General features: G+C 68.7%; 28 protein-coding genes. 9 read left to right on the top strand and 19 right to left on the bottom strand.

The annotated features are described in order from the left end of the window. Positions 1-22: 22 nt before the first annotated feature. The 5 genes from D0C15_RS14280 to D0C15_RS14300 are packed head-to-tail and all read right to left on the bottom strand — an operon-like array spanning position 23 to position 3,855. Positions 23-220: a hypothetical protein gene (locus tag D0C15_RS14280; RefSeq protein WP_116045215.1), complete on the bottom strand. Its 198-nt coding sequence runs from the start codon at positions 218-220 to the stop codon at positions 23-25. Between the two features lie 3 nt (positions 221-223). Beyond that, positions 224-1,531, bottom strand: coding sequence for a hypothetical protein (locus tag D0C15_RS14285; RefSeq protein WP_116045217.1), 1,308 nt, complete (start codon positions 1,529-1,531; stop codon positions 224-226). Continuing rightward, positions 1,528-1,956: a cupredoxin domain-containing protein gene (locus D0C15_RS14290; protein ID WP_116045219.1), complete on the bottom strand. Its 429-nt coding sequence runs from the start codon at positions 1,954-1,956 to the stop codon at positions 1,528-1,530. Before D0C15_RS14290 ends, D0C15_RS14285 begins: the two co-directional genes overlap by 4 nt. Then, positions 1,949-2,932 (bottom strand): alpha/beta fold hydrolase, encoded by a 984-nt coding sequence (locus D0C15_RS14295; protein WP_116045221.1) that lies wholly within the window; start codon positions 2,930-2,932, stop codon positions 1,949-1,951. Before D0C15_RS14295 ends, D0C15_RS14290 begins: the two co-directional genes overlap by 8 nt. A gap of 17 nt (positions 2,933-2,949) precedes the next feature. Then, positions 2,950-3,855, bottom strand: coding sequence for an AurF N-oxygenase family protein (locus D0C15_RS14300; RefSeq protein ID WP_162830081.1), 906 nt, complete (start codon positions 3,853-3,855; stop codon positions 2,950-2,952). Between the two features lie 69 nt (positions 3,856-3,924). On the opposite strand from D0C15_RS14300, the gene D0C15_RS14305 reads away from it, so the two are divergent. Both D0C15_RS14305 and D0C15_RS14310 read left to right on the top strand, forming a co-directional pair. Then, complete coding sequence (locus D0C15_RS14305; RefSeq protein ID WP_116045340.1) at positions 3,925-4,698, top strand: TetR/AcrR family transcriptional regulator; 774 nt, start codon at positions 3,925-3,927, stop codon at positions 4,696-4,698. An 18-nt stretch (positions 4,699-4,716) separates the two neighbouring features. After that, positions 4,717-5,049 (top strand): DUF4873 domain-containing protein, encoded by a 333-nt coding sequence (locus D0C15_RS14310; RefSeq protein ID WP_116045225.1) that lies wholly within the window; start codon positions 4,717-4,719, stop codon positions 5,047-5,049. A gap of 24 nt (positions 5,050-5,073) precedes the next feature. Here the strand turns inward: D0C15_RS14310 and D0C15_RS14315 are convergent, their stop codons facing one another. The 3 genes from D0C15_RS14315 to D0C15_RS14325 are packed head-to-tail and all read right to left on the bottom strand — an operon-like array spanning position 5,074 to position 7,310. Next, a complete protein-coding gene (locus D0C15_RS14315) occupies positions 5,074-6,309 on the bottom strand; it encodes a heparan-alpha-glucosaminide N-acetyltransferase domain-containing protein (protein WP_245975778.1) in 1,236 nt (411 codons plus the stop codon). Positions 6,310-6,354: 45 nt separating this feature from the next. Further along, positions 6,355-6,585 (bottom strand): DUF3107 domain-containing protein, encoded by a 231-nt coding sequence (locus tag D0C15_RS14320; protein WP_116045228.1) that lies wholly within the window; start codon positions 6,583-6,585, stop codon positions 6,355-6,357. A gap of 44 nt (positions 6,586-6,629) precedes the next feature. Further along, a complete protein-coding gene (locus tag D0C15_RS14325; RefSeq protein WP_245975780.1) occupies positions 6,630-7,310 on the bottom strand; it encodes a ferritin-like fold-containing protein in 681 nt (226 codons plus the stop codon). Positions 7,311-7,905: 595 nt separating this feature from the next. Here D0C15_RS14325 and D0C15_RS14330 point away from each other — a divergent pair. From D0C15_RS14330 to D0C15_RS14340, 3 genes are all read left to right on the top strand, one after another. After that, positions 7,906-9,501: a DEAD/DEAH box helicase gene (locus tag D0C15_RS14330; protein ID WP_245975792.1), complete on the top strand. Its 1,596-nt coding sequence runs from the start codon at positions 7,906-7,908 to the stop codon at positions 9,499-9,501. Between the two features lie 74 nt (positions 9,502-9,575). Beyond that, positions 9,576-11,000 (top strand): Rv3212 family protein, encoded by a 1,425-nt coding sequence (locus tag D0C15_RS14335; protein WP_425455392.1) that lies wholly within the window; start codon positions 9,576-9,578, stop codon positions 10,998-11,000. Further along, positions 10,997-11,902 carry an alpha/beta fold hydrolase gene (locus D0C15_RS14340; protein ID WP_116045234.1) on the top strand — a complete coding sequence of 302 codons (906 nt, stop codon included), beginning with the start codon at positions 10,997-10,999 and terminating at the stop codon, positions 11,900-11,902. Before D0C15_RS14335 ends, D0C15_RS14340 begins: the two co-directional genes overlap by 4 nt. A 188-nt stretch (positions 11,903-12,090) precedes the next feature. On the opposite strand, the gene D0C15_RS14345 is transcribed toward D0C15_RS14340, so the two are convergent. The 6 genes from D0C15_RS14345 to D0C15_RS34520 form a co-directional block, all read right to left on the bottom strand. Next, the gene (locus D0C15_RS14345; RefSeq protein WP_245975782.1) at positions 12,091-12,447 is read right to left on the bottom strand and encodes a hypothetical protein; all 357 of its coding nucleotides are present in this window, start codon (positions 12,445-12,447) and stop codon (positions 12,091-12,093) included. 48 nt (positions 12,448-12,495) lie between these two features. Then, a complete protein-coding gene (locus tag D0C15_RS14350) occupies positions 12,496-13,353 on the bottom strand; it encodes a RecB family exonuclease (RefSeq protein ID WP_116045236.1) in 858 nt (285 codons plus the stop codon). 45 nt (positions 13,354-13,398) lie between these two features. Continuing rightward, positions 13,399-14,025 (bottom strand): MarC family protein, encoded by a 627-nt coding sequence (locus tag D0C15_RS14355; protein ID WP_116045238.1) that lies wholly within the window; start codon positions 14,023-14,025, stop codon positions 13,399-13,401. After that, on the bottom strand, positions 14,025-14,894 hold the full coding sequence (locus tag D0C15_RS14360; protein ID WP_116045240.1) for a PHP domain-containing protein: 870 nt from the start codon (positions 14,892-14,894) through the stop codon (positions 14,025-14,027). Before D0C15_RS14360 ends, D0C15_RS14355 begins: the two co-directional genes overlap by 1 nt. Positions 14,895-14,970: 76 nt before the next feature. Further along, the gene (locus tag D0C15_RS14365; protein ID WP_116045243.1) at positions 14,971-15,531 is read right to left on the bottom strand and encodes a PH domain-containing protein; all 561 of its coding nucleotides are present in this window, start codon (positions 15,529-15,531) and stop codon (positions 14,971-14,973) included. A 19-nt stretch (positions 15,532-15,550) separates the two neighbouring features. Continuing rightward, positions 15,551-15,712, bottom strand: a complete 162-nt coding sequence (locus D0C15_RS34520) for a hypothetical protein (protein ID WP_091675433.1) — start codon at positions 15,710-15,712, stop codon at positions 15,551-15,553. A gap of 281 nt (positions 15,713-15,993) precedes the next feature. On the opposite strand from D0C15_RS34520, the gene D0C15_RS14375 reads away from it, so the two are divergent. Then, positions 15,994-16,437 (top strand): NUDIX domain-containing protein, encoded by a 444-nt coding sequence (locus tag D0C15_RS14375; protein WP_116045244.1) that lies wholly within the window; start codon positions 15,994-15,996, stop codon positions 16,435-16,437. 18 nt (positions 16,438-16,455) lie between these two features. On the opposite strand, the gene D0C15_RS14380 is transcribed toward D0C15_RS14375, so the two are convergent. The 3 genes from D0C15_RS14380 to D0C15_RS14390 form a co-directional block, all read right to left on the bottom strand. Beyond that, positions 16,456-18,048: an acyl--CoA ligase family protein gene (locus tag D0C15_RS14380; RefSeq protein ID WP_116045246.1), complete on the bottom strand. Its 1,593-nt coding sequence runs from the start codon at positions 18,046-18,048 to the stop codon at positions 16,456-16,458. 63 nt (positions 18,049-18,111) lie between these two features. Beyond that, positions 18,112-19,215 (bottom strand): DUF2332 domain-containing protein, encoded by a 1,104-nt coding sequence (locus D0C15_RS14385; protein ID WP_116045247.1) that lies wholly within the window; start codon positions 19,213-19,215, stop codon positions 18,112-18,114. Positions 19,216-19,421: 206 nt separating this feature from the next. After that, the gene (locus D0C15_RS14390) at positions 19,422-19,925 is read right to left on the bottom strand and encodes a MaoC family dehydratase (protein WP_116045249.1); all 504 of its coding nucleotides are present in this window, start codon (positions 19,923-19,925) and stop codon (positions 19,422-19,424) included. Between the two features lie 381 nt (positions 19,926-20,306). Between D0C15_RS14390 and D0C15_RS14395 the strand changes: the two genes are divergently transcribed. The 3 genes from D0C15_RS14395 (at position 20,307) to D0C15_RS14405 (ending at position 23,114) form a co-directional block, all read left to right on the top strand. Next, a complete protein-coding gene (locus D0C15_RS14395) occupies positions 20,307-21,392 on the top strand; it encodes a magnesium and cobalt transport protein CorA (RefSeq protein ID WP_116045251.1) in 1,086 nt (361 codons plus the stop codon). Between the two features lie 196 nt (positions 21,393-21,588). Continuing rightward, complete coding sequence (locus D0C15_RS14400; protein ID WP_116045253.1) at positions 21,589-22,263, top strand: metallophosphoesterase family protein; 675 nt, start codon at positions 21,589-21,591, stop codon at positions 22,261-22,263. Between the two features lie 2 nt (positions 22,264-22,265). Further along, positions 22,266-23,114 carry a ParB N-terminal domain-containing protein gene (locus D0C15_RS14405; RefSeq protein ID WP_116045256.1) on the top strand — a complete coding sequence of 283 codons (849 nt, stop codon included), beginning with the start codon at positions 22,266-22,268 and terminating at the stop codon, positions 23,112-23,114. 21 nt (positions 23,115-23,135) lie between these two features. Here the strand turns inward: D0C15_RS14405 and D0C15_RS14410 are convergent, their stop codons facing one another. Together D0C15_RS14410 and D0C15_RS14415 are read right to left on the bottom strand one after the other, a co-directional pair. Beyond that, complete coding sequence (locus D0C15_RS14410) at positions 23,136-24,752, bottom strand: alpha/beta hydrolase (protein ID WP_116045259.1); 1,617 nt, start codon at positions 24,750-24,752, stop codon at positions 23,136-23,138. Next, positions 24,746-25,099 carry a hypothetical protein gene (locus D0C15_RS14415; protein WP_116045261.1) on the bottom strand — a complete coding sequence of 118 codons (354 nt, stop codon included), beginning with the start codon at positions 25,097-25,099 and terminating at the stop codon, positions 24,746-24,748. The genes D0C15_RS14410 and D0C15_RS14415 overlap by 7 nt, the downstream gene beginning before the upstream one ends. Between the last annotated feature and the right edge of the window lie 5 nt (positions 25,100-25,104).

Consider the following 25,104-nt stretch of genomic DNA (forward strand, 5'->3'; position numbering starts at 1 on the left):
TCCGGTGCGGGAGGGCAGGGACCTAGCGGCCGTCGGGGCCGTCGGCGGGATCGGCCGGCGGGGCGTCTTCGGGGTCGTCTTCCTCGGGGTCCTGGTCGAGGGGACGCTGTTTACGGGCCACCGCGATGAGCACTCCGATGACGAGCAACGGACCGCCGACGATCGCGATCTCGTCCCATCCGCCCTGGTGCATCAACACCAGCCGGTCCGCCAGCAACATGGTTCAGGCCCCCGCGACCAGTGCGATTCCCGCGGCCGTGTAACCGACCATGACCGCGAGCATCGGGAACTGGCCCACCGTCACGTGGTCCCTGCGCAGCACGGAGATCGCCCTGTCGTGCGCCGAGGTCACGCCCGCGACGTGCCCGGCGACTATGGCGATGATCTGCACGAACGCGATCGCGGTCACGGAGACGACCGTATAGTCGATCCGGCCACCCGCAAGTCCGAGCCAGTCGTGCCCGAGCCCGAGCGGGTCGGTGGCGAGCAGATAGCCGGCCTGCCCCTGGAACACCGCGAACGAGAAGTAGTGGGCGACGGTATAGCCGACCATGATCGGGATTAGCGAGTGCGCGAAGGCGCCGTACGGTTCGACCGGCTGCCCACCGGCCTTTCTCCGCAGGTAGGGGCGCGTCAGCCGGATACCGCCCGCGTAGGCCAGCGCGATCACCGCGACCGACGCCGCCAGACCCGCCGTACCGAGGAGCAGCCCCGGCAACCGGGAGGCTTCCCGGGTCAGCTCGGTCCAGACCGGCAGGCGGGTGAGACCGTCGAACGCCGTCGACCCGAGCAACAACAGCACCACCGGGGTGATGCCGGCACCCGAACCTGCGGCGAGGCCGTCCAGCGGGTTGCGCAGCACCAGCACGCCGTCGCCACGACGGCCGATGGGGGCGAGCCTGCCGATCAGTCCGGCGTACACCTCGAACCCCTCGCCCCGGTCGAACCATCGCGGCCCGTACCGGACTCCGGCGGCGATCTGCAGTACCGCGTAGCCGGTCACGAAAACGGCGATTGCGCGCGGAGAGTCGGACCGGTCGTACACCAGCTCGAGCCAGAGGAACGCGGCCAGACCGGCGATCGCGGGACGGTAGCCCCAGGCAGGCAGGGGCGCGCGGGATCGTCCCCTGCCGAGGAGGTCGGCGAGCGTACGCAGCGGGTTGAGCAGCCGCCACACCGGCCCGAACAGCAGCGACAGCGGCACCAGACCCACCCAGAACCAGACGTAGAACCAGGTCGGGGCCGGATTCGTCGCCGAACTTCCGGTACCGGCCCACGCGGTGCCCAGTAGCGCCGCGAAGGCGAGCACACCGCAGGCGCGCAGCAGGACTCGCAACCCCGCACCGTCCGCCAGCCGCTGGAGCACCGCGGGCAGCGGCCTGCCGGAGCGCTCACCGCTCAGCTTCGGGGTCTTCCAGAACACCGTCAGCGCGAAGAACGACACCAGAACCGCGATCGCGCCGCCGTAGAGCGCCAGCCACAGCGGCACAGGCAGGTCCGACCGCCCACCCAGCCCATGGGCCAGGATCATCCGCTCACCCTGAGCTGGGTCAGCAGCAGCCCCTGCTCGTGCAGCTCGACCTCGAAGGAGCCGGGGATGTCGGCGGTGAACTCGAGCCGCCCCGGTGTCCCCGGCGCGAGGTCGAGGGTCTCGTCGTAGCCGTGGACGTGCACCTCGTCGGCCACATCAGCGGTCACCTCGAGCAGCACGGTCTCCCCCGCGCCCACCTCGACGGTGTCCGGCCCCTGCGTTCGCGATCCGCCGGCCACGGTGAAAACCACGGGCTCGGCGGCGTTGCCCGGTCGGGCCGAGGTTTCCCCTGGCGCCGCCGACCCGGTCACGGACGGCGGACCGTTCGGCGCGCTCGGCCCGCCGTCCTCGACCTCTCCAGGGGACCCGCCGCATGCGGTGAGCGCGAACGCGCACGCGGCGAGCGTCAACAGGGACCTACGCAACGATCCTCGTCCTTCCGGCCGCCACCCGGACAAGGCCCGCGATCCGCGAACCCACCTCGTCCGCCCGTTCCTGCGGCAACATATGACCGGCACCCGGATAGCGCACGAACTCGGCCGAGGGCAGTTCCTCCGCGATCACCTTGGCGTGTTCCAGCGGGCAGAGCCGGTCGCGACCACCTGCCAGCACCACCGCGGGCAGATCACTCAGCGCGGCCAGCGCCGCCCTGCAGTCGTGCCGGGAGATCGCGTCCTGGAATCCGCCGAGGCTGGCCGGATGGGCGCCGAGTAGCTGATCGGCGACCGAATCGACGTCCGACCTGCGCGGCCGCTTGCCGAACACCAGCCAACGGGCACCCGGGCGGACCATCGCAGGCCGCAGCGGTAGCCGGTCACGGCGGTGGCGGCTCAGTAGCGCGGCGAGCCTGCGTTCGAACCTCGCGGCACCGTTGCCCGCGACGCCGGGCAAGCCGAGGGTGATTCGATCCATCTGCCCACAGGACGTGGCCACGAAGGCCACCCCGGCCACTCGCCGGGAGACGAACTCCGGATACCGCTCGGCCAGGCGCATGATCGTCATTCCGCCCATGGAGTGCCCTGCGAGGACGACCCGGCCGTGCGGCACGCGGTCGGCCAGGAGTTCGGCCAGGTCGTCTGCGAGCTGTTCGATAGTGGCGGTACCCGCCAGCGCCGGATCCGATCCGCCGTGTCCGCGCAGGTCGTAGCGCAGCACCCGGACCGGCCCGGAGCGCGCGTCGCGGGCAACCGACTCCAGGACGCCGTCCCACGTGCGGTGATCCTGCGTCCAGCCGTGCACGAGGACGAGGGTCAGTGGCGCGTCCCCAGGCCCCGCGGACTCCACGTGCAGCGCCGTACCGTCGCGGGTCACGAAGCAGTTCTCCCCCGCGGGCCTGCTCCCGGCCCGCGCGGAACCGGAGCGCAGGGGGGCGATCGTGGTCAGCGGCGTGGTCACGGCCATCGGCAATCGCACCTCACTCACCGGGCCGGCAACAGGAAGGACTTACGCCACAGCTGCATTCCCGGTGCGCCGACGAGGCCGTTCTCCTGTAGGAACGGCATGATCTTCTCGCCGCCGAACCGGACGGTCTCCTGCCAGTGCGGATTGTTCAGCGCGGTGCGCACGCCCTCGCGAGGGGAGATGCCAACGGCCTTGTAAACACCCGGGTTGATGAAGGCCCTGGTGACGAAGTACGACACCAACGCGATGGTGAAGCGCTGGTAGGGCACCTCGGCCTTGGACAGCTTCGCCATCCCGCGGGTGACCTCCTCGCGGGCGAAGGTGACGTGCCGCGCCTCCTCCAGCACGTGGATCCGGTTCACCATCCGCACCAGCGGCTGGATCTCGGGGTCGTTCATCTGCTCGCGCTGCAGCCGGTCCAGCACCTCCTCGGCGACCAGGATGGCGCCGTAGCGGGCGGGACCGTAGCTGATCGTCGGCATCAGCTTCGCCAGCTGCCGCAGCCAGGGCACCGGGCCGTATGCGGGACAGCCGACGCGGTCGGCCATCCTGGCGAACATCGTCGAGTGCCTGCACTCGTCGGCGATTTCGGTGAGCGCGTACTGCGCGTGGCTGCTCGTGGGGTCCTGCTCGTAGACCTCCTTGAGCAGCATCTGCATCAGCAGGATCTCGAACCAGAGTCCGGTCGTCGCGATACTGGCGAGCTCGTGCTTGCCGAGTTCGATGCGCTGCTCGTCGGACAACCGATCCCACAGGTCGGTGCCGTACAGGGAGGAGCGGTACTCCGGGATGTAGCGCTTGCCCTCGACCAGCGGGGCGTCCCAGTCGATGTCGACGTCCGGGTCGTAGAACTTGTTCGCCGAGGACTTCAGCAACCGGTCCGCGGTCTTCTCCCTGGTCGGATCCTTGAGCGTCCGCGTCACTGCCGACACCGCCTTCCTCGCATGTTTATGTAACCACTGGTAACAGTTACCTCTGGTAGCATGCTGGGCATGTCCGACCGTGTCAAGCGCAACAGCAAGCGATCCAGCAAGCACATGCGCGAGGACGCCCAACCCACCGGAGACGCCCGCAGGGACCGCTGGCGCAAGCATCGGGTGGCCCGGCGTGCGGAGTTCGTCGAGGCGGCGCTGACCGCGCTGCACGAGCGTGGTCCCGACCTCGGCATGGACGACGTCGCCGCGGCGGCGGGCGTCACCAAGCCGGTGCTGTACCGGCACTTCGACGACAAGGCGGACCTGTTCCTCGCCCTCGGCCAGCGCGGCACCGAGATCCTGCTGCAACGGCTGATTCCGGCGATCAACGCCGAACTCGCCCCGGTGCCCCGGATCCGGATGGCGCTCGACGCGTTCTTCACCGTCATCGAGGAACACCCGAATCTCTACCGCCTGCTGGCCAGGGGATCCTTCGCGGAGAAGCCCGTCGACGCCGACGTCGTCGCGGAGGACAAGGAGATCATCGCGACCGCGCTGACCGCCCTGCTCGGCGACTACATGCGAATGTTCAACATGGACTCCGGCGCGGCTGAACCGTGGGCGTACGGAATCGTCGGCATGGTGCAGAACACCGGCGAGTGGTGGCTGGAACGCCACTCGATGAGCCGGGACAGCGTGGTGGAGTACCTGACCCAGATCATCTGGGCCGCCATCGACGGCCTCGCCCGCCAGCACGGCATCGTGATCGACCCGAACACGCCGCTGGAGGAGAACAAGGTAATCCGCCTGGCCCGGCAGAGCGGGCCGGATCAGCAGTCCGAGATCAGCTGAAGTTCAAGGGAGAATTTCGTGAGCGAGCACGACCACGACGAGGACGGCTACAGCGGCCCAGCGACCCTGCTGGTGGACGAGACCGAGATCGCGATCGAGGTGGAACTGCGCGGTCACTTCCAGCCGATCGACGGCTACTACCGGTGGTACGGCCGGGTGAAGGCCAACGAGCAACTCTCCACGCTCGCGGCAGGCCGGAAGAAGAAGGCCGAGATCCGAACGCCGCAGGGAACGGCCAACGGGGAGCTTTCCGACCCGGACCCCTGGGACCGCTACCGGATCATGGGCACGAGCACGCCCCCGTTCAACGTGCCCGTCTCACTCGACGAGGTCGAAGCGGCCACGTCCTGACCGGGCGTGCGCCCCACGCGGGGGCTACTTCCGGGCGCTGTTCGCGATTCTGACCGGCCACCCCGAGACCACGTGCAGCAACCACTCGAATGGGCCCCGGCCGAGCAACCGCCGCCACGCCACGGCGGCCACCAGGGCCACGGCCACGAACGCCAGCCAGGCGAACGTGCCCGGCTCCGGCTCCAGCAGACGGATCGCCAGGAAATGCCCGATATAAGCGGTGAGCACCAGTGAGCCGAGGTCGGCCAGTGGCCGAAGCGGCCTGCTGAACCGGTCACCCAGGTGCAGGCAAACGCCGAGCACCGCGGCCGCGACGCCAAGACAGCCGAGCAGGTCGAACGACGTGTAGGCGTGACTGGTGGAAAGCAGCTGCCACGCGGGGGACGTCGTGGGAGTGGTGCCGAACAGGTTCGCGTAGTTCGCGTCGAAGAACTGCTCGGGCGACATTCCGGCCGCGGCGGCTGGGCTCCGGAGATCCTCGTAGATCAGCTGCCTGCCGCCGAGCACCTGGGTGGCCACCCAGGAGAGGCTGTATGCCGTTACCGCCATACCCGCCCCGCCCGCGATGAGCCCCCGGCGCACGCCGGGCGAGCGCAGGTCGAGTCTGCCGATCGCCATCCCCGCCAGCACGTAGCCGAGCAGGTTCACCGCGGGGAACGCGCCGGTCAGCACCAGGATCACGATCGCCTGGGTGAAGCCGCCGAGCGAGGTGAACAGTTCGAGTGACACGTCCGGCACCGGGTCGGTGACCTCACGGGGCGCGATGAGGAACCGCGCGACGAAGGACAACGCGGGCGACAGCGTCACGAACAGGGCCGCGGCGATGGCCAGTGGCCGAAACCCGCAGCGAAGCCAGGGAAACACCAGCGCGAAACATATGCCGTAGTAGGCGAGGATGTTCATATAGCCGGTGTTCAGCGCCACCAGCCCGAGTCCGAGCAGGATCAGCAGCGGCGCCCTGGTCGCGACCCGCATGGCGACATGGGCCGCCGCCAGACCCGTCCTAGGCTCTCGACCACCTGACATCAGGGCGAGAGACACCCCCGCGAGCACCGCGAAAAGTGCCGCGGACCGGCCGTTGAAGACCGTGAACAGCCCGAATCCCCCAGAGTCGGGCCGGGGGCCGACATGCGCTGCGTACATCCCGATCACCGCGATACCCCGCGCGATGTCGATACCCGTCAGCCTGGACGCGGAGCGGGCACCGCTCGTGCGCGGTGCCCACTCGTCACGCCTGGCCTTTTCGACCGGCCCGTACACAGTTATCCGAAAACGCCCGCGCCCGTGGGCGCGAGCTCACGAAGATCAGCCACCGACCGCGAAACCGACCTTACGGACGTCCGAGGCCGCGATTTCGACGTAGGCGATCCGGTCTGCCGGGATGAGGAACTTGCGGCCCTTTTCGTCGGAGATGCGGAACAAACCGTCATCGGCGTTCAAGGCCTCGGAAACCAGCGCCTCGACCTCGTCGGACGTCTGGCCACTGGCCACCACCAGCTCCCGCGGGGTGTCCTTGATTCCGATCTTGACCTCCACGTGCAAACCTCCGCCTGATGTCGTGCTGTGCTCTTACAACCAGGCTATCCGAGCCCGAGCACCTGCATCCGTTTGGTGTGACCCTGCTGCAACCGGCGGAACAGGCCGGCTATTCCCGAAAGGTCGCCCGAACCGGTGACGATCAGCTCCGAGAGACCGTCCCGCTCGGCGACCACGTACTGCGCCTGGGTCAGGGCCTCGCCCAGCAACCTGCGACCCCAGAGCGCAAGGCGGTCACGTTGCCGTGCGTCCGCCGCGATTCCCGCTGCGACCTCACGTTCGGCGAAGGCCGAGTGCCCGGTGTCGGCCAGCACCCCGAGTACGAGTTCCCGCGTTTCCGGGTCCAGCCAGCTGGCCATCTCCCGGTAGAGGTCGGCGGCCAGCCCGTCCCCCACGTACGCCTTGACCAGCGATTCCAGCCACGAGCGCGGGGCCGTTGAAGCGTGGAAGGCGTCGATATGCGCGACGAACGGTTTCATCGCGTCCTCGACCGCGACCCCGTGCTCGGCGAGAAAGCGCTCCAGCCGGGCGTAGTGGCCGATCTCGGCGGCTGCCATGGAGGCCAGCGCGGCACGTCCGGACAGCGTCGGGGCGGTTCGGGAGTCCTCGGACATCCGGTCGAAAGCGGACAGTTCGCCGTACGCCAGCACACCGATCAGGTCCACCACGCCGGCGCTGACCTTTGCTTCCGCCTCGGCGGCGCGCTCGTTTCCAGCCTCAGTCACGACTGCCACCGTAGAGCAATCGGAAATGACGAAGGACACGCAGGCAGATGCGACCATCCTCACGCGATACCGGGTGGCCCGGGTACACTGTGGGGTGATAACGACAGAATCTTCCGTGCTCCTGCCGGGCGTCCGTCTGGGAGGCGGCTCCCACTCGAGTGGTGCAGGCCATCGCCGGAGCGCGGCGGGAGCGAACTGAAGCGGGCACACCGCCGCAGGTCGCGAACAGAATATCTGGATCACGACCCGGTCTTCCTGCCGGCGATCCAGCGACAACAACTGGATCATGCAGAACCCGCTACCTGCGGACGTTCCCACTGTGATTCAGCGACAACATGTGCGTGCACGCCTCGAACGGCATTCCCGCTGGTGCGGTTCGGCCCGGGAATACGGAGCCGGAGCCCATCCCCAGCGGTCGAGTGTCGCGAAATACCTGGCTGTGCGCGCTGGTATGAGAGAGGCGATCATTCTGACCGCGAATCCGTCCGAGAACGACGACACCAATATCAACGGCACCGACCCGGTCGCGCTGGAGCACAGCGAGAGCGGCGTTCCGGCAGTCGACCCGTCACACCCCCTCCAGGCCCGCCCCGATGTGGAGCCGGAGTCCCCGACGTTCGCCGAGTTCGGCGTCCGCCCCGAGATCGTCCGGGCCCTCAACGAGGCCGGCATCGAACGCACCTTCGCGATCCAGGAGTTGACCCTGCCGCTCGCGCTGGCCGGGGATGACCTGATCGGACAGGCCCGCACCGGTATGGGCAAGACGCTCGGCTTCGGCATTCCGCTCCTGCAGCGGATCACCGTGCCCGGCGACGGCACGCCCCAGGCGCTGGTCGTGGTCCCCACGCGTGAGCTCTGCCTCCAGGTCAGCCACGACCTGACCGACGCGGGCAAGCACCTCGGGGTGCGCACGCTCGCGATCTACGGTGGCCGCCCGTACGAGCCGCAGATCGAGGCCCTGCGCAAGGGCGTCGACCTGGTCATCGGCACCCCGGGCAGGCTGCTCGACCTCGCCGAGCAGCAGCACCTCGTGCTCGGCAAGGTCAAGGGCCTCGTGCTCGACGAGGCCGACGAGATGCTCGACCTCGGCTTCCTGCCGGACATCGAGCGGATCCTGCGGATGGTTCCCGAGCAGCGCCAGACCATGCTGTTCTCGGCGACGATGCCGGGGCCGATCATCACGCTGGCCCGCACGTTCCTCACCCAGCCCACGCACATCAGGGCGGAGGAGAACGACGCGGGTGCCGTGCACGAGCGGACCACCCAGTTCGTCTACCGGGCCCACTCGATGGACAAGCCCGAGCTGATCGCTCGCACGCTGCAGGCGGAGGGCCGCGGCCTTTCGATGATCTTCACGCGGACCAAGCGAACCGCGCAGAAGGTGGCCGACGACCTCGCGGAGCGGGGCTTCGCCGCCGCCGCGGTGCACGGTGACCTCGGTCAGGGCGCCCGTGAGCAGGCACTACGGGCGTTCCGTAGCGGCAAGGTGGACGTGCTCGTCGCCACTGACGTCGCCGCTCGCGGTATTGACGTCGACGATGTCACGCACGTGATCAACTACCAGTCGCCGGACGACGAGAAGACCTACGTGCACCGCATCGGCCGGACGGGGCGTGCGGGCAAGACCGGCGTCGCGATCACCCTGGTCGACTGGGACGACATGCCTCGCTGGAAGCTCATCTCGGACGCACTGAACCTGGAAAGGCCGGAGCCGGTGGAGACGTACTCCACCTCGGCGCACCTGTTCAGCGACCTCGGCATCCCCTCGGACGCGACCGGCAGGCTGCCGCTGTCGAAGCGAACCCGCGCGGGCCTGTCGGCCGAGCGCGAGGAGGACTTCGGCGGCAAGCGTAAGAGTGGTCCCGCCCGGGACTCGGCGCGTTCGCCTCGCACCACAAAGCCGCGCCGCCGCACCAGGGGTGGAGCCGATGCGGCCGCCGCCATCGAGGCCGCCGACGCCGCGGGTTCGGCGGAGCCGGATCAGCAGGGCGAACAGAGCAAGGAAGCTCGCAGGCCGCGTCGCAGGACCCGCGGTGCGGGCGGCGGCAACAAGCCCGGCACGGAGCAGGCGGCGGCAGGCGACAAGGCCGATTCCGGTTCAGGGGACAACGGTGAGCGGCCCGCCCGTCGCCGCCGTCGTCGCCGTTCCGGCTCACCAAACGGCGCCAACACGTCGGCTTCGGCAGACTGAACGCGATCTTCGGCCGGCACAGACCGGCCTTCGAGCGAGAACTGTCTGGTCGGGAGCAGAAGGCATGAGTGACCGTGAGTGACAGCGCGTCCGAGAATGCCGGAGGCCGCCACCGCAGGCCCGACTCGCCGGAACCGTCCCGCGGATATCCGCGGGACGGTTTGCCGGACACCGGCGAAGTCCGGGCGGCGGCACTGGGTACAGAGGACGTGCTCACCGATCCCGCTCCCGATCCCGACGCGCGGGCCGCCCGGCCACGAGCTGGGCGGCCCGCGCGCCGTTCGCGCTGGAGTACCAGAAGGGACCGGGTCGCGGTCGCACTGATCGTGCTTGGGTGCGTACTGGCCGCGGGCACCATCTGGGCCTTCAGTGACCAGCGGGCAACCGTGCAGGTGACGGCGGAACCGCCGCCTCCGTTGCCCGAGGCACCGGCTTCGGTACCGGGCATGCTCACCGAGATGTGGCGGGCGCCCAGCCCGGCTACCCCGGTGCCGGTCGCCGACGGAGCCACGGCTGTCACCGGTGCGAACGGCGAGGTGGCGGGCAGGAATGCCATGACCGGGCAGGTCCGCTGGCGGTACGGGAGAGACCTGCCCCTGTGCACTGTGGCCGCTGCCTCGGACCGGGTACTCGCGGTACATCGCAAGACCGGCGTGGCCGGCACCACGGGCTGCAGTGAGGTCACCCAGCTCGATCCAGCCACCGGAAAGCGGACCGCCCAGCGCAACGGCGACGCCGAAGCGGGCACCCGGCTGGTCGTCGGGGACGGGCACGTCACCACGACCGGCACCCGGTTGCTCAACACCTGGCGCGACGACCTGGTCAAAAGTGGCGAGTACGGCCGCGTGCCCGCACTGGTGAACCCCGAGAAACAGCCGAGAACGGGATGCACCTTCGGCACGGTGGCCGCGGCCTCGGGCAAGGTCGGCGTGATCGAGCGCTGTCCCGAGGACCCCGCGGACCGGCTGACCGTGTTCAAGGCTGCCCCGGACAAGAGCGACAAGCCCGAGCCCGAGTTCAGCACGGTGCTGGCGGGTGGCTCGGCACGACTGATCGCATTGTCGGAGAAGTCCGCCGCCGTGGCGCTGCCCGAGCAGAATCGGCTGGTGATCTACGGCCCGGAAGGCCGTGAACGGTCGGCGTATCCGCTCAACCTGCCGGCGGCCGACCTGGCGGATGAGCCAGCGGGTGGGGTGGTGCCGACCGCGCAGGGCGACGAGAACGTGTACTGGTTCACCGGTTCACGGACAATGGCGCTGACCAAGGACGATCTGACTCCGCAGTGGACGGTGAACAACACGCTTGGCGCGGGAACGTTGTTCGCCGGCCAGTTCGTCGTGCCCATCGAAGGAGGGCTGGCGGTGATGGACGAGGCCGACGGCAAGACCGTGCGCACGATCGGGGTCGACCGGCGCGGGCACTCCGGTCCGGTGGCACTCGCGTCGACCGGTCCTGTTCTGCTGGAACAACGCGGAGGCACCGTGGTGGCCCTGCGATGACAGAGACGGGACGACTGCCCAACGCCGCCCAGCTCGCGGAGCACAACGGAACCAGGACCGACCTTCCCGGACCGTACGGACCGATCGCGGCCCTGGCGGGTGCCGAACCCTCGGGTGCGGTGGCGGGGACAGTGCTGCTCGTCCCTGGCTACACCGGCTCGAAGGAGGATTTCGCCCCGCTACTCGACGGCTGCACGGCGAGCGGGTTCAAGGCCGTGGCGGTGGACCTGCCGGGGCAGCACGAGTCGCCGGGGCCGGACGACGAAAGCGCCTACCTGCCTTCGGCACTCGGCCGTGTGGTGGCCGATCTCGTCGCGCACCTCGGCGCGGACGGCAGCCCGGTGCTGCTGCTCGGTCACTCCTTCGGCGGCCTTGTCGTCAGGGGCGCGGTGCTTGCTGGCGCGCAGATCGCGGGCCTCACGCTGCTCGGCAGCGGGCCGGGCCGGTTGTCCGAGGGGGTCCGGCGCGACGCCCTCGAGACGGGTGAGCCGTTGTTGCGGACCGAAGGGCCGGAGGCCGCCTACGCCGTGCGGGAGCGGGTGAACGAGCGGTTCCCGGCCTGGCAGGCGACCCCAGTGGAGCTCAAGAAGTTCCTCCGCAGGCGCTTCGTCGCCTCGAGCGCGTCCGGATTGCTCGGCATGGCCCACGCGCTGCGCACCGAGCCCGATTTGGTCGACGAACTGGCGCGCGCGCTGAACGAGTCGGACATTGCCCGGCTGGTGGTGGCCGGCGAGCGCGACGACGCATGGAGCATCCCCGCGCAGCGGGAGATGGCCGATCGGCTCAACGCCGAGTTCGCGCTGGTGGAGAACGCCGCGCACTCCCCCAACACGGAGAACCCCCAAGCCCTGCTGAACATCCTCATTCCCACGTGGCGCTCCTGGCTCTCCCCCACGTCCTGACCCCGGTCACCCCTGGTACGTCTGCAAGTACGCCCAAGCAAGATCAACACCGGCTTTTTCTACCACCATCCGCAGGCTCCGTGCTGCCGGGTGGGTAGCAGAAAACTGCGGATTCGATCTTGCTTGGGCGTACTTGCAGACGCTCCATCCCTGGAGGTGAGGGGGCTGGGCCGGGCGGGGCGACGGCGTCAGGACCACCAGAAGAGGGTGAGGGTGGTTAGGGTCAGCAGCAGCACCGCTCCCGCCGCCAGTGCGGCCGGCCTGCCGTTCGTGCGGTCGGCGATCCGCTGGGCCGGCACGGCGAGCGACACCGCGACGACGTGGCCCACCACCATGAACGGGCCAGGTCCCTCGGAGGCGCTGATCAGGCCGTTGACCTGGGCAGCGAGGACGAGCACGGTCAGCAACACGAGACCCGCGGTGAGGGCGCCGGTCAGTCCGCGCCACCGGCGACCACGCGCCGACCGGGGAGTGGGCCTGTCCGGCCGTCCGGCACCCAGCCCGCTCACCGGTTCGAGCTCACTCGTCGTCTCGGTTGCGCGCATCCGGCTCCGTGACCTCCCTGCATTTGCCTGCCCCGTCGCTCCCCTCGCTCAGGGCGCCAGCAGATCCCACGATCGGGCCGCGGGCGCCGCAGCCTGCCCCTGAGGACAGCTCGGCCGGAAATCACACGCGGCGCACTGCTCGCCCGTCCGCGCGGGAAACAGCTCCTCGGGGTGCCCGCCGTCCGCCAGGATATCCGTAGCCGCCCGGAGTTCGTCGGCGGTCTCCTCCGCCTGTGCCAGGTGCCGATCCAAAGTGGCCGGCGTGTGCTCGAACCCGGCGACGGTGTTGCTGGGCAGGTGGTGCAGCTCGACTCTGCGACACGGCGCCCGCAGTTCCCGCTCGACCGCGACGGCGTACAACGCGAGCGCCCTTGCCGCTCCCGCACCCCGCTCGTCCGGAGCCCAGCGACCGGTCTTGTAGTCGACGATCACCAACTCGCCATCGCGCTCGTCGATGCGATCCACCCGGCCCTCGACGATCATCGTCACCGGCGCATCGGCGCCGGAACCCGCGCGCGCCGAGACCCAGCGCTCGACACCGACCGGCTCGATGGTGACGTCGTGATGTTCGGCGTACTCCGCGATCCAGCCCTTTGCCCGTTCGCGGTAGTGCCCGGCCTGCCGCGCGTCGAGGAACCCGGCGTTCTTCCAGTGCTCGGTCACGAGTGCGGCCGCTCGTTCCGGGGTCCGTTTCCGCGGCGGCAGGACGAACAGCGCGCGCAGGGCGTTGTGCACCACCGCGCCGAGTGTGCTGTGTGCCCACGCGCCCGTGCGTCGCGGCGTCGGCCGGTCGAGGTACGACATCCGGTACCGGCGCGGACAGCTCGCGAACGTGGACAATCGAGCAGGCGTCACGCGGGCGAGCTTGCGCGGCTGCACGCCGAAGTCGAACCCGAGCTGGGACATCCGCTCACCCCCGGCCATCCACCCTACCCACGGGGCCGGACAGTCTCAGACCCCGGCGACGAAGCCCCGGATCGCATCGGCCACCAGTTCGACCGCGATCGCCGCGAGCAGCAGACCGGCGATCTTGGCCAGCAGCGTGATGCCACTTTCCTTGATCACGCGGATCACCAGGCCGGAGTAACGCATGCAGGCGAAGAGCACGAGGTGCACGGTGACGATCGCCAGTCCCAGGGCGATGTAGGCACCCATCTGACCGTCGGCCTGACGGACGAACACAATCGTGGCCGCGATGGCACCGGGCCCGGCCAGCAGCGGGGTGCCCAACGGGACCAGCGCGACGTTCACGTCCTCCGCGGCCTCGGGTTGCGTGCTGTTCTTCCCGGTCAACAGGTCGAGTGCGATGAGCAGGAGCAGTAGCCCGCCCGCACCCTGCAGTGCGGGAATGCCGATGCCGAGATACGCCAGGATCGCCTGCCCGGCCACCGCGAACAGCGTGATCACCAGCAGTGAGACCAGTACCGCCTGCCGAGCCGCGCGAGCACGGGCCGCGACCGGCTTGCGCCCGGTGAGGCTGAGGAACACCGGTACGGTCCCCGGCGGGTCCATGATCACGACCAGCGTGATCGACGCCTCCATGAAGAGCTTGAGGTCGAAGAAGTCCTGCAGCGCCATCAGGCTGCCCCGTCCACCGCGGCCGTGGCCCCGCTGGACCGGGCGATCAACGCTTCGAGCATCTCCGGATCCGTGGTCTCCTGCCCGAGCGCGATCGTCTTGTTCGTGCCGTGGTAATCGCTGGACCCGGTCTGCAGCAGGTCCAGGCCACCCGCCAGTTCCCGTAGCTCGGCCCGTGTTCGCACGTCGTGGTTCGGGTGGTCGACCTCGAGGCCCGCCAGCCCGCGCGCCGCGAGGGCCTCGATCACCCTCGGCGTCACCGTCGGGCCACGGGAGCTGGCGAACGGATGCGCCAGCACGGTCACCCCTCCGGCGTCGGCGATCATGTCGATCGCCGCCTCGACCGGCGTGTCCTGCCGTGGCAGGTAGTAGCCGCGACCGTTGCCCAGGTATCCCGCGAACGCCTCGTCCACGCTGGCGACCACGCCGGCCCGCATCAGGGCCTGCGCCAGGTGTGGCCGCCCCGCGGGAGCGTCGGGGCCCAGCAGGCCCATCACCTCGTCCGGATCGATCGGCAGGCCGTCGTCGGCCATGCGTACGGCCATCGACCGCAGCCGCGCCCTGCGCTCGCCACGCAGCCGCAGTTGCTCGGACACGATCGCGGGAGACGTCGGATCGAACAGGTAGGCCAGCAGGTGCACGCTGACGTACCTGCCATCGGTGTCGACGGATACGCAGGACAGCTCCGCCCCGGGGATCAGCCGCAATCCTGACGGCAACGCCTCGATCGCCGGTTCCCAGCCCGCGGTGGTGTCGTGGTCGGTCAGGGCGACGACGTCGAGCCCGGCTCGCGCCGCGGCAGCGACCAGTTCGGCCGGACTGTCGGTACCGTCCGAGACCGTGGAATGGGTATGCAGGTCGATGCGCACCCGCCCATTCTGGACGAGAGGCCGCTCCCCTGCGCCGTGAGCCCCGTCGGGCCGCCCACAGCGCGCCGGCGCAGACTCAGCCGACCATCCGCTTTCCCCTGGCCGCACGCTGGGCCTTGATCATGGAGAAACGCTCGGCCTGCTTCTGCTTGTCACCGAAGACGAGCTCGGAGATCGTGTCGTAGAACTCCTCGGGCCGGGGCAGGTAGGCGATGTGGTTCAGCGCCTGGATCTGTCCGGCGGACTCCACCACCGTTGTCCCGTAGCCGAGAATCCGGCCCCAGAACGAGCGCTGGTAGGTCAGGTCGGTGACCTTGCTGATCGGCATCATCAGCACCTTGGTGGTCCACACGCCGGTCGTCATGATGAACCGCTTGTCGGTCACGACCAGGCGTTCGACCCACCACTCCATCACCACGTAGGCGAACCGCAGCACCACGAGCAGGGCGGCGTACCAGAGCACGTTCTGCACGACCCACATCGAAGGAGGCAGCAGGTAGGACACCATGACGAAGATCGCGATCAGCGCGACGGCCTCGAACGCATCCCAGGCCAGCGCCGCCCAATGCCTGCGGATCCGAATGACCCGCCGCTCGGTGTCGAGCAGGTACTCATCGGGATCTCGGGGCGCGAACATACCCGAAGACTAACGGCGACTAGGCGAACACGCTGCTGACAAAACTGATCACCGACTCTGCCGCATCCCTGAGGAAGCCGATGATGTTCGATACGAGCCCGGCCGCTCCAGCAGGCTGGGCGATCACGAAGTAGAGCACCAGCGCGATCCCCGCGAATGTGAGGAGCTTCTTGACGTCCACGACGCTCCATCCCGTTTCTGTGTCAGACCTGCATCGTCAGGTAACCACTAAGTTTGTACCGCACTGCGGTGCGTTACGGGAGGAAAGTCCCGCGCTTGGGTCAGTGCACGGCTCCAATGTCGCCGGACAAGCACGGAGGGTAACCAAATCGGCGTGACGTAGGCAACAATCCCGCACTCTACTCAGCGTCAGCTCGTCGGTGACGGTGGACCGGACAGGAGTAACAAAGCCATGGACGAGGCCCGCTACCAGCGTTTTGTCCGGTTTCACCCAGCGTGTCGATGTGCCATCGGTCACGGCAGGGACACCGAGAGCGGGAGCGCCCGTTGAGCGCCGTCCGCTGCGTCGGCGCCATCGTGCACGACGACGAGGGCAGGCTGCTGCTGATCCGGCGCGCGAACGAGCCCGCGCGGGGTCTCTGGTCGCTACCTGGCGGCAAGGTCGAGCAGGGTGAGTCCGACGCCGAGGCGGTGATCCGGGAACTGCGGGAGGAGACCGGACTCGACGCCGTGGCGGGCGCGTTGGCGGGACAGGTGGTGCGGGGGCCGTACGAGATCTACGACTACGTCTGCCGGTACACAGGAGGCGTACTGCGGGCAGGTGACGACGCGGCGGCGGCCCGCTGGGTCGGCCAGGAGACGTTCGGCGAGTTCGAGGCCGAGGGAGCGCTCGCCGAGGGCCTCGCCGAGGCTCTGCGCCTCTGGAACGCGCTCCCCCGCGGCTGAGGACCTGGCGGAACGCGCTCAGCTTTCACGCAGCAGGAATTTCTGGATCTTTCCCGTCGAGGTCTTCGGCAATTCGGCGACGAAGTCCACCCGATCGGGCACCTTGTACCGGGCGAGCCGGCCCCGGACGTGCTCCCGCAACTCCGCCGTCTCCACCTCGTGGCCACCGCGCAGCACGACGAACGCCCTCGGCCGCTCGCCCCACTTCTCGTCAGGAACGCCGACCACGGCCACCTCGAGCACGGCCGGATGCGAGTCGATCGCGGCCTCGACCTCGATCGTGGAGATGTTCTCGCCGCCGGAGATGATGATGTCCTTCGCCCTGTCGCGCAGCTCGATGTAGCCGTCGGAATGCCATACACCGAGGTCACCGGAGTGGAACCAGCCACCTTCGAAGGCCTTCGCCGTGGCCTCGGGGTCGGCGAAGTAACCGGTCATGACGTTGTTCCCGCGCATCACGACCTCGCCCATGGTGATGCCGTCCCTCGGCACATCGCGCAGGTCGCCGTCGACCACTCTGACTCCGTCGGTGACCACCATGCCGACCCCCTGCCGCGCAAGCAGCCTGCTGCGCGCCTCGACGTCGAGCACCGCCCACCCGTCCTGGTACTCGCACACCGTGTACGGCCCATAGGTCTCGGTGAGCCCGTAGACGTGCACCAGCCGGACGCCCAGCTCGGCCATGCGGGAGATCACCGTGGGACTCGGCGGCGCGCCCGCCGTGGTCACCACGACCTCCCGGTCCAGCGGGTGCGCGTCCTCGTGGTTGGCGATGGTGACCAGGACGGTCGGCGCTCCGTTCAGGTGGGTGATGCCCTCCGTGTCGAGCAGCCGCCAGATCTCCCCGCCGTCCACCGTCCGCAGACAGACGTGCGTGCCACCGACCGCCGTGACGGCCCACGTGGTGCACCAGCCGTTGCAGTGGAACATCGGCAGCGTCCACAGGTACCGCGACTCGGGCGTGTGCCGGGAGTGGACGACCTCGGCGAGAGCGTTCAGATACGCGCCCCTGTGGTGGTACATGACGCCTTTGGGCTGTCCCGTGGTGCCGGAGGTGTAGTTGATCGAAATGGTCGCGCGCTCGTTCAGCACGGTCCACGGCAGAGGTTCGTCACTGCCCCGCGCGGGCAGGTCCGCGTACGAGATCCCGCCGACGGCGGGGTCGGCCTCGGCACCTGCGGCCGGGTCGGTCACCGTGACGATCTCGCGCACACCCAGCTCGGCCACCACAGGCGCGATCGACGGATGCAACGCGGAGTCCACGACCAGCAGCTTCGCCCCGGAGTGCCGCACGATGTGCCGGATCTCGGCCGGCGCGAGCCGGGTGTTGATCGCCACCAGCACGGCACCGGCGAGCGGCACCGCGAAATGCGCGACCAGCATCTCCGGGATGTTCGGCAGCAGGTACGCCACCCGGTCCCCCGGCTCGACCCCGCAGGCCCGCAGGGCCCGCGCCACTCTGGTCGCCTCCCCGGCGAACTCCCGGTAGGTCATCCGGCGGTCGCCGTAGGCGATGGCCGTCCGGTCGGCGAAGACCTCGCCCGACCGTTCCAGGAACGTCAACGGGGTCAACGGGGTGAACGAGACGTCTTCGTCCGCGCTAGCTGCCATCACCCCATGGTGGTGCGACCAGGGCGGGCCGACAATCTCTGATTGGAGACGTCAGGCGTCGGATCACCCCGCCAGCCAGGTCATCCGCTGGCCGTGTGCCTGGGTTCTGGCAAGCGGCTGCGCCCGGACGGTGCCCTCGACCCACGTCGCCAACCCGAGCACGAACTCCCCGTCGGTCGCGAGGTCGTCCCTGCCGGGCAGCACGTGCCCGAGGCCCGCCCGGTAGGCCTCCTCGCTGATCCACCACAGTGGACGCTGCCCCGCCAGCATGCGCAGTCCGTCCACGAAGTCCTGCTGCCGCCTCTCGGGCAGGTACGGAAGCACGTGGCTGGTGATCACCAGCAGCGGCAGCTCGGCAGGCAGGCGAGCCGCCGCGGCGGCGAGGTCGTCCACCGCGTCGCCGGCCATCAGCTCCGGCGGGTCCTTGCGTTGCGCGGCCGCAGCCGTGCGGAGCAGACGGATTCGGTCCGGCTGATCTGCCCACACACAGGCTTCCAGCCAGGCGAGTTCGTCCTCGTCCCCGGCGTCCACCGGAGCCCGATCCAGGCCGAGCCGTGCGCCCACCGCGAGCTTCTTCGGCAACTTCGGCAGCGTCGCCCCCGGCCCGAGTTCCAGTGCGCAGTGCAGCCCGACAGCGGCCTTCGCAGGTCCAGCTGTCAGCTGCTCGCCGCCGTCGCACTGATACCGGTAGCCGAACTTGTCCAGGCCGAGCAGCAACCCGGCACTGCAGCCGACCTCCAGCAGCGCCACCTTGCCACCCGCCTGTTTCGCGGCGAGTGAGACGCCGGGGTAGAGCAGGGTCGCGCGACGAACCTCGTTGGTCTGGGTGAAGCGACTGGCCACCAGGTCACGAACCCGGTCGGCGCGTTCCAGCAGGAACGACCGGAACAACGGCCAGGTTTCCGAGTCCACCCCGTCGAATCCGCCGAGCGACGGGTAGTACCGCGAGAGCGGGTGAATCGGGTCGGCCTGGATCAGCCGGTGCGCGGCGGCCAGCAGCAGTGTGGGGCGCGCGTCAGTGGGAGACGCGGCCGCCAGCAGACTGGCGACGGCGTCGTCCTCGGCGGCCTTCAGGGCCAGGTGCTCGTACAGCGGGGAGTTGCCCGCCGCCTCGGTCTCGGCGAACCTGCGCAGCCGGTGCTTGATCTCCTCGAGCAGATCACTCATTGGAAAACTCATTCATGGGGCACCGGCCGTCCCGGCTGCTCGCTGTATCCATCTGCCTCGCTCGTTCCGCCTCGCTCGTTCGTCGCTCCGCGTGCAAGGCTCACCGCCGACGGCTCACTCATGGGGCACTGGCCGTCCCGGCTGCTCGCTGTATCCATCTGCCTCGCTCGTTCCTCGCTCCGCGTGCAAGGCTCACCGCCGACGGCTCACTCATGGGGCACCGGCCGTCCCGGCTGCTCGCCGCCCCGCGACTCGCCGTACGAACGCTTCGGCACCATCACCTTACGGCGGAAGGTGCAGACGATCAGGCCGTCCTGCTTGTAGCCACGGGTCTCGACGTACACCACGCCCCGGTCGTCCTTGGACTTCGACGGCGTCTTTTCCAGCACCTCGGTCTCGCCGTAGATGGTGTCACCGTGGAACGTGGGCTTCACGTGCCGCAGCGACTCGACCTCCAGATTGGCGATCGCCTTGCCGGAGACGTCGGGCACGGACATGCCCAGCAGCAGTGAGTAGATGTAGTTGCCCACCACGACGTTCTTGCCGAAGTCCGTGGTCTCCCCCGCGTAGTGCGCGTCCAGATGCAGCGGGTGGTGGTTCATGGTGAGCAGGCAGAAGAGGTGGTCGTCGTACTCCGTGACCGTCTTGCCCGGCCAGTGCTTGTAGACCGCGCCGACCTCGAACTCTTCGAAATACCGCCCGAACTGCACGTTTCGTCCTCCTCGAGTAACGCGACATCGCCCTGCGACGACATCATCTGACGCTGAGGAGTACCCTCGTGTACCGGTGTCGGCTACGTCAACGCGAGCAGCGACACGCCACGAGGGTGGCGGGCTGGACCTGTCGACACTGTCGACCGGGTCGGCACGGAGCACGACCTCGGAATTGACCCCGGCCGGAGGAGGTGAGGAACGCAGATGAGTAGTGGCGATAGTCCGCTTCCTAGTACCACCAGCGTTCCCGCTGTTTCCGCCGGCACCGTCACGTACGGGTAGCCCGGGCAGGTCACCGGCTGGAGCGCTGGTCACGCCGAGCGAACCAATCCGCTTGGCGCGTCGTTTTCCCGCGACGTCACAGCCAGGAGTCTCACCATGCCAGCAATCCCCTCCCTCGGCAGCTTGCGAGGACGTGCGGCGAACCGGGTCAACCGGGTACAGCCACCCGTCCCAGTCCCGCCGTCGGCCTACGTCGTCGACTGTGCCGTGTACGTCGACGGTCAACGGTTGCCCGGTGACTGGTCCCACTCCGCGGCGATCGAGGAGGTCCGGCGCCGTCGTGAGGGCTTCGTCTGGATCGGGTTGCACGAGCCGGACGAGGGCCAGATCCAGGGCATCGCCGACACGTTCGGCCTGCACGAACTAGCGGTGGAGGACGCGGTGCACGCGCACCAGCGGCCCAAACTGGAGCGCTACGACGACACGTTGTTCATGGTTTTCCGCACCGTGCGGTACGTGGAGCACGAGTCGCCGACCACCGCGAACGAGATCGTCGAGTCGGGCGAGCTGATGGCCTTCCTCGGTACCGACTTCATCATCACGGTGCGGCACGGGAACCACTCCGGTCTGGCCAGGTTGCGCCAGGAACTGGAGTCCGACCCGGAACAGCTGGCGCACGGCCCCGCGTCCGTGCTGCACGCGGTCGCCGACCACGTCGTCGACCACTTCCTCGATGTGACAGAGAGCATCGAGGAAGACATCGACGAGATGGAGACGCAGGTCTTCGCGCCGCGCTCGCCGGTGACCTCCGAGCAGATCTACCTGATGAAGCGCGAGGTGCTGGAACTGCGCAGGGCGGTGATGCCGCTGGCCATGCCGTTGCGCAGGCTTTCCGAGGGCTACACCCGTCTCGTGCCCGACGATGTCCGGTCGTACTTCCGCAACGTGCACGACCACCTGACCAACGTGTCCGAGCGCGTCGCCGGCTTCGACGAACTGCTCACCACGCTCGTCGACGCGACGCTGGCCAAGATCACGTTGCAGCTCAACAGCGACATGCGCAAGATCACCGCCTGGGCCGCGATCATCGCCGTCCCGACCGCACTGGCCGGGATCTACGGGATGAACTTCGAGTACATGCCCGAACTGCAGATGCGCTACGGCTACCCGATGACGGTGGCCGCGATCCTCGGCATCTGCCTGTTGCTCTACCGAATATTCCGAAAGAACCGATGGCTCTAGGGCAGCCGCGCTGCCCTGCACACGTCGTTGCTTCCTTCTGACATGTTCGGAGTACCTCATGCCACGCATGCTCACCAGCCTGAAGTTCTGGGCACTGACCGTCGCCCTCATCTGGATCGCGGTCGTCACCGCGATCATCACGATGAACCCGGAGTTCGCCCACGTCCCACAGTGAACCTCGCAGTAGCCTGGGCAGATGCCCACGGCGCTGGTGGTTGCCGACGAGGTCGACGAGCGGTTGTGGTCCGGCGCCGTCCGGCCCCTGTCCGTCGACCTCGTCCTCGCCGCCGGTGACCTGCCGTTCGAGTACCTGGCGTTCCTGGCGAACGCCGTGGACCGGCCACTGGTGTTCGTGCCCGGGAACCACGATCCCGACCTCGGTGGATTCACCCGTTACGGCGGCCTTTCGATGCGCGGTGGCTTCCCCGAGCAGTGGCCGGGTCCGGAGGGCGGCATCAACGCCGACGGCAGGGTCGCCGACGTCGCGGGGGTCCGGATCGCGGGCCTCGGCGGTTCGATCCGCTACAACGAAGGGCCGAACCAGTGGACCCAGCGGCAGCAGTCCCGCAGGGCGCGCCGTCTGGAGTGGGCCGCGGCCAGGCGGAAGTGGCGGGACGGCCGGGCTGTGGACGTACTGCTGACCCATTCGCCCCCACGCGGCGTTGGTGACCGAGAGGACCCGCCGCACCACGGGTTCGACTGTCTGCACAGGACGGTGCAGCGGATGCACCCGGAGTGGTTGCTGCACGGCCACATCCATCCGTATGGGCAGCACCAGCCGGAACACCGCCTCGGCGCGACCCGGGTACGCAACGTCGTGGGATACCACCTACTCGAACTGCGGCAGGAGACATCGGCGGAGGCGCAATAGACATGAGCAGCAGAGACACGGGTTTTCCGCGTGCGGACGCGGAACACGACTTCCTGCGCGCCCGCAGACGGCAGGTGCTGTCCCGGCTGTCGAACTGGCTGCGCAGAGAGCCCGACGACGTCAACATCATGCTGCCCTTCCACGAGGTCGTCGACGCGCTCGGCTGGGCGAGCGAACGGCGGATCGGCCTGCGGGTGATCCGGCTGGACTCCATCGTCGGCAGCGTCGACCGCGGCCGGGATTTCGACCGCCGGTTCCGGCCGACCTCGGGCCGGGTACGCGAACGGTGGGAGCGACTCGCGCTCGCGACCCGGCGTGGCGAGAACATCCCGCCGATCGAGGTCTACCGGGTCGGCGATCTGCATTTCATCATCGACGGCCATCACCGGGTTTCCGTCGCACACTCGATGCGTCTGTCCACAATTGACGCATATGTGACCGACGTCGGGACAAAGCTGAACCCCATCGGAATCAGGTTCCGCGGGGACCTGATCGTCAAGGACTACCGCAGGTTGTTCCTGGAGCGGGTACCGCTGACCGGACAGGCACGCGCGGCCGTCGTACTCTCCGACGCCTGGGACTACGCGAAACTCGGTGAGCACGTGGAGGCCTGGGGCTTCCGGCTGATGCAGGACGACGGCGTGTTCCACGACCGGGCCACCGTGGCGGCCAAGTGGTTCGCCGACGAGTACCAGCCGGTCGTGCAGATGCTGCACCAGGCCGACCTGATCGGCGACCGCACCGAGGCCGAGGCGTACATGTGGGTGGCAGGCGAGCGCTACCGGCTCATCCGGACGCACCGCTGGGACGACGAGGTCATCGAGGCGGTGCGCTCCCAGCGCCCACGCTGAGACCGCGACCGCCTGCTGGAATCAGTTGCCCGGACCCGTCGTCGGCTGCTGATCCACCGTGATCCTGCCGAGGTTCTCCAGCGACTCACGGCCGTCGTCCCAGTATGCCGAGTGGGCCGCCGCGGAACTGTCGCCGCCCGGTCCGCGCTCGGAATAGAAGATGTTGTCCTCGTCCAGCCCCCAGTTGGGGTTGGTCGGATCGGTGCCATGACCCACTCCTGGCACGAAGTCCTCCCCGATGTTCGGCGACAGCGAGATCGCGTCGTTCTCCGACTTCGTCGCCCAGACGTGCTCCGGATCGATCGACAGGTCCTGGACTCCGTCCACACCGTCGGCGCCCACACCAGGGCTACCGATGAAGACGACGTCGTCAACCGGCATACCGGGCCCGTTCTCGTTGACGGCGTGGCCCACGACAGCCGAACCGTAGCTGTGTCCCATCACGACGTTGTGCGAATCGGGTCCGGAGTGGGTGACCCGCAACCCTTCCTGGAACCGGGACAGGTCGTCCTCCGCGGCATCGGCGTAGCTGGTGCTTCCGGCATCCGGTAGCACCTCGTCCGGGGCGTCGTAGCCGAGCCACAGCACCGTGGCGTTGTTCTCGTCCGGGGCGAGGCCGTCGGCCGCCCCGTCCAGCGCCTCGATCCGGTCAAGGTCGGTACCGATTCCGCCGAGGCCCGCACCTGTTCCCGGTACGTGGGTGGCCACGTTGTCGGCGGTGTCCGGGTTGCCGACCGAGACGATGGCCCGCCCGTCCTTGTCCAACGTCTCGGCGTCGAAGCCGATCAGGTAGGCGCGCTCACCGTCGCCGAAGTCCCTGTCCAGGAAGGTGGTGATCTTGTCCACCCCCTCGAGTTTGTCCTCGGCGATCGCCGACTGCTCCGCGTTGCCGTGCTCCCGCTGAATCTGCAGAATCGACTCGTGTTCGTCGAGCGCGAACCGGTTGGCCCTGTCCCGCACCTCGATCGGCAGACCGTCGAGGTTGCCCAGCCGGACACTGTCGCTGAACAGGTAGGTCTCCTTCTCCAGCGGCGACAACTCGTTCCACCAGGCGGCCACTGTCTCGGGTGAGCTTCCGGGGCCCGGGATCGCCGCCGGGGCACCGCCCGCTGCGCCGGAGTCGATCCCGATACTCGAAGGCACGATCCCCCGGATGTCACCGGCGGCGTCCTCGTCGGCCCGGGTGGCCTTGCGCAGTGCGTCGTCGATCGCTGTCTGCAGTTCCTCCTGTGCGGTCTCCGCCATATCGGCGCCCTGCGAGCCCGCGGGGAAATCGTTGACCGCGGCGTCCGGGCTGATACTCACGCCGCCGGAGCCGTCCACATCCAGGTAGGCGGCCTTGCCGTCGAGCGCTGCCTGCAGGTCCTCCTTGGCAGCTTGGATCGTTTCCGCTGCATCGGTGATCTTGGGCGGGATCGTGTCGATTTCGCCCGCCGAGTCCTCGATCAGCCCCCGCAGATCACGTAGTCCGTCGCGGGCGGCGTCTCCGCCTTCGCCCTCCCAGCCGTCGAGTGCGTCGATCTGGGTTTTGACGTTGTCCGCCTGATCGCGCAGATTCTCCGCGTGGTCCTGCCAGGCCTCGGCGCAGTCGTCGAGCAGGCCGCGCTCGAACTTCTTGAGCTCGCTGTAGCTCACCATGAGTTGTCCTCCCCGAAGTAGCTGAACGTCTCGGCCGTGTTGTATTCCTGCTCGCCGTAGTTGTCCGCGGCGAGCACGATCTTGTCCCCGGTCAGCGACACCTTCGCCAGAATCGAGTCGATGGCGTCCTCCCACTGGGACTCGCAGGTGTTCAGCGCACTGCGGATCGAGAAACCGTCCAGCCCGCCGTCGGTCGACGCGCCGGACGTAGCGCCGCTGAGTGCGGACATGCCACCCGTACCGCCGCCCCCGAGCGAGCCGCCGGTCTTCGCACCCTCGGCGGCATCGACGAGTGCCCCACCCGCGGCGCGCAGTTCGCTCTCCGTTACCCCGTAGCCGTCAGGCATGTCCG

It is taken from the genome of Amycolatopsis palatopharyngis (assembly GCF_003385185.1).
Taxonomy (GTDB): domain Bacteria; phylum Actinomycetota; class Actinomycetes; order Mycobacteriales; family Pseudonocardiaceae; genus Amycolatopsis; species Amycolatopsis palatopharyngis.

Bases quoted from the DNA above. Each gene is read 5' to 3' on its own strand.
- D0C15_RS14380 (WP_116045246.1), bottom strand. From the start codon at position 18,048: ATGGCAGCTAGCGCGGACGAAGACGTCTCGTTCACCCCGTTGACCCCG.
- D0C15_RS14410 (WP_116045259.1), bottom strand. From the start codon at position 24,752: ATGGTGAGCTACAGCGAGCTCAAGAAGTTCGAGCGCGGCCTGCTCGAC.
- D0C15_RS14355 (WP_116045238.1), bottom strand. From the start codon at position 14,025: ATGGCGCTGCAGGACTTCTTCGACCTCAAGCTCTTCATGGAGGCGTCG.
- D0C15_RS14295 (WP_116045221.1), bottom strand. From the start codon at position 2,932: ATGGCCGTGACCACGCCGCTGACCACGATCGCCCCCCTGCGCTCCGGT.
- D0C15_RS14395 (WP_116045251.1), top strand. From the start codon at position 20,307: ATGCCAGCAATCCCCTCCCTCGGCAGCTTGCGAGGACGTGCGGCGAAC.
- D0C15_RS14400 (WP_116045253.1), top strand. From the start codon at position 21,589: ATGCCCACGGCGCTGGTGGTTGCCGACGAGGTCGACGAGCGGTTGTGG.
- D0C15_RS14375 (WP_116045244.1), top strand. From the start codon at position 15,994: ATGTGCCATCGGTCACGGCAGGGACACCGAGAGCGGGAGCGCCCGTTG.
- D0C15_RS14365 (WP_116045243.1), bottom strand. From the start codon at position 15,531: ATGTTCGCGCCCCGAGATCCCGATGAGTACCTGCTCGACACCGAGCGG.
- D0C15_RS14350 (WP_116045236.1), bottom strand. From the start codon at position 13,353: ATGTCCCAGCTCGGGTTCGACTTCGGCGTGCAGCCGCGCAAGCTCGCC.
- D0C15_RS14415 (WP_116045261.1), bottom strand. From the start codon at position 25,099: ATGCCTGACGGCTACGGGGTAACGGAGAGCGAACTGCGCGCCGCGGGT.
- D0C15_RS14345 (WP_245975782.1), bottom strand. From the start codon at position 12,447: ATGCGCGCAACCGAGACGACGAGTGAGCTCGAACCGGTGAGCGGGCTG.
- D0C15_RS14305 (WP_116045340.1), top strand. From the start codon at position 3,925: ATGTCCGACCGTGTCAAGCGCAACAGCAAGCGATCCAGCAAGCACATG.
- D0C15_RS14340 (WP_116045234.1), top strand. From the start codon at position 10,997: ATGACAGAGACGGGACGACTGCCCAACGCCGCCCAGCTCGCGGAGCAC.
- D0C15_RS14285 (WP_116045217.1), bottom strand. From the start codon at position 1,531: ATGATCCTGGCCCATGGGCTGGGTGGGCGGTCGGACCTGCCTGTGCCG.
- D0C15_RS14280 (WP_116045215.1), bottom strand. From the start codon at position 220: ATGTTGCTGGCGGACCGGCTGGTGTTGATGCACCAGGGCGGATGGGAC.
- D0C15_RS14385 (WP_116045247.1), bottom strand. From the start codon at position 19,215: ATGAGTGATCTGCTCGAGGAGATCAAGCACCGGCTGCGCAGGTTCGCC.
- D0C15_RS14405 (WP_116045256.1), top strand. From the start codon at position 22,266: ATGAGCAGCAGAGACACGGGTTTTCCGCGTGCGGACGCGGAACACGAC.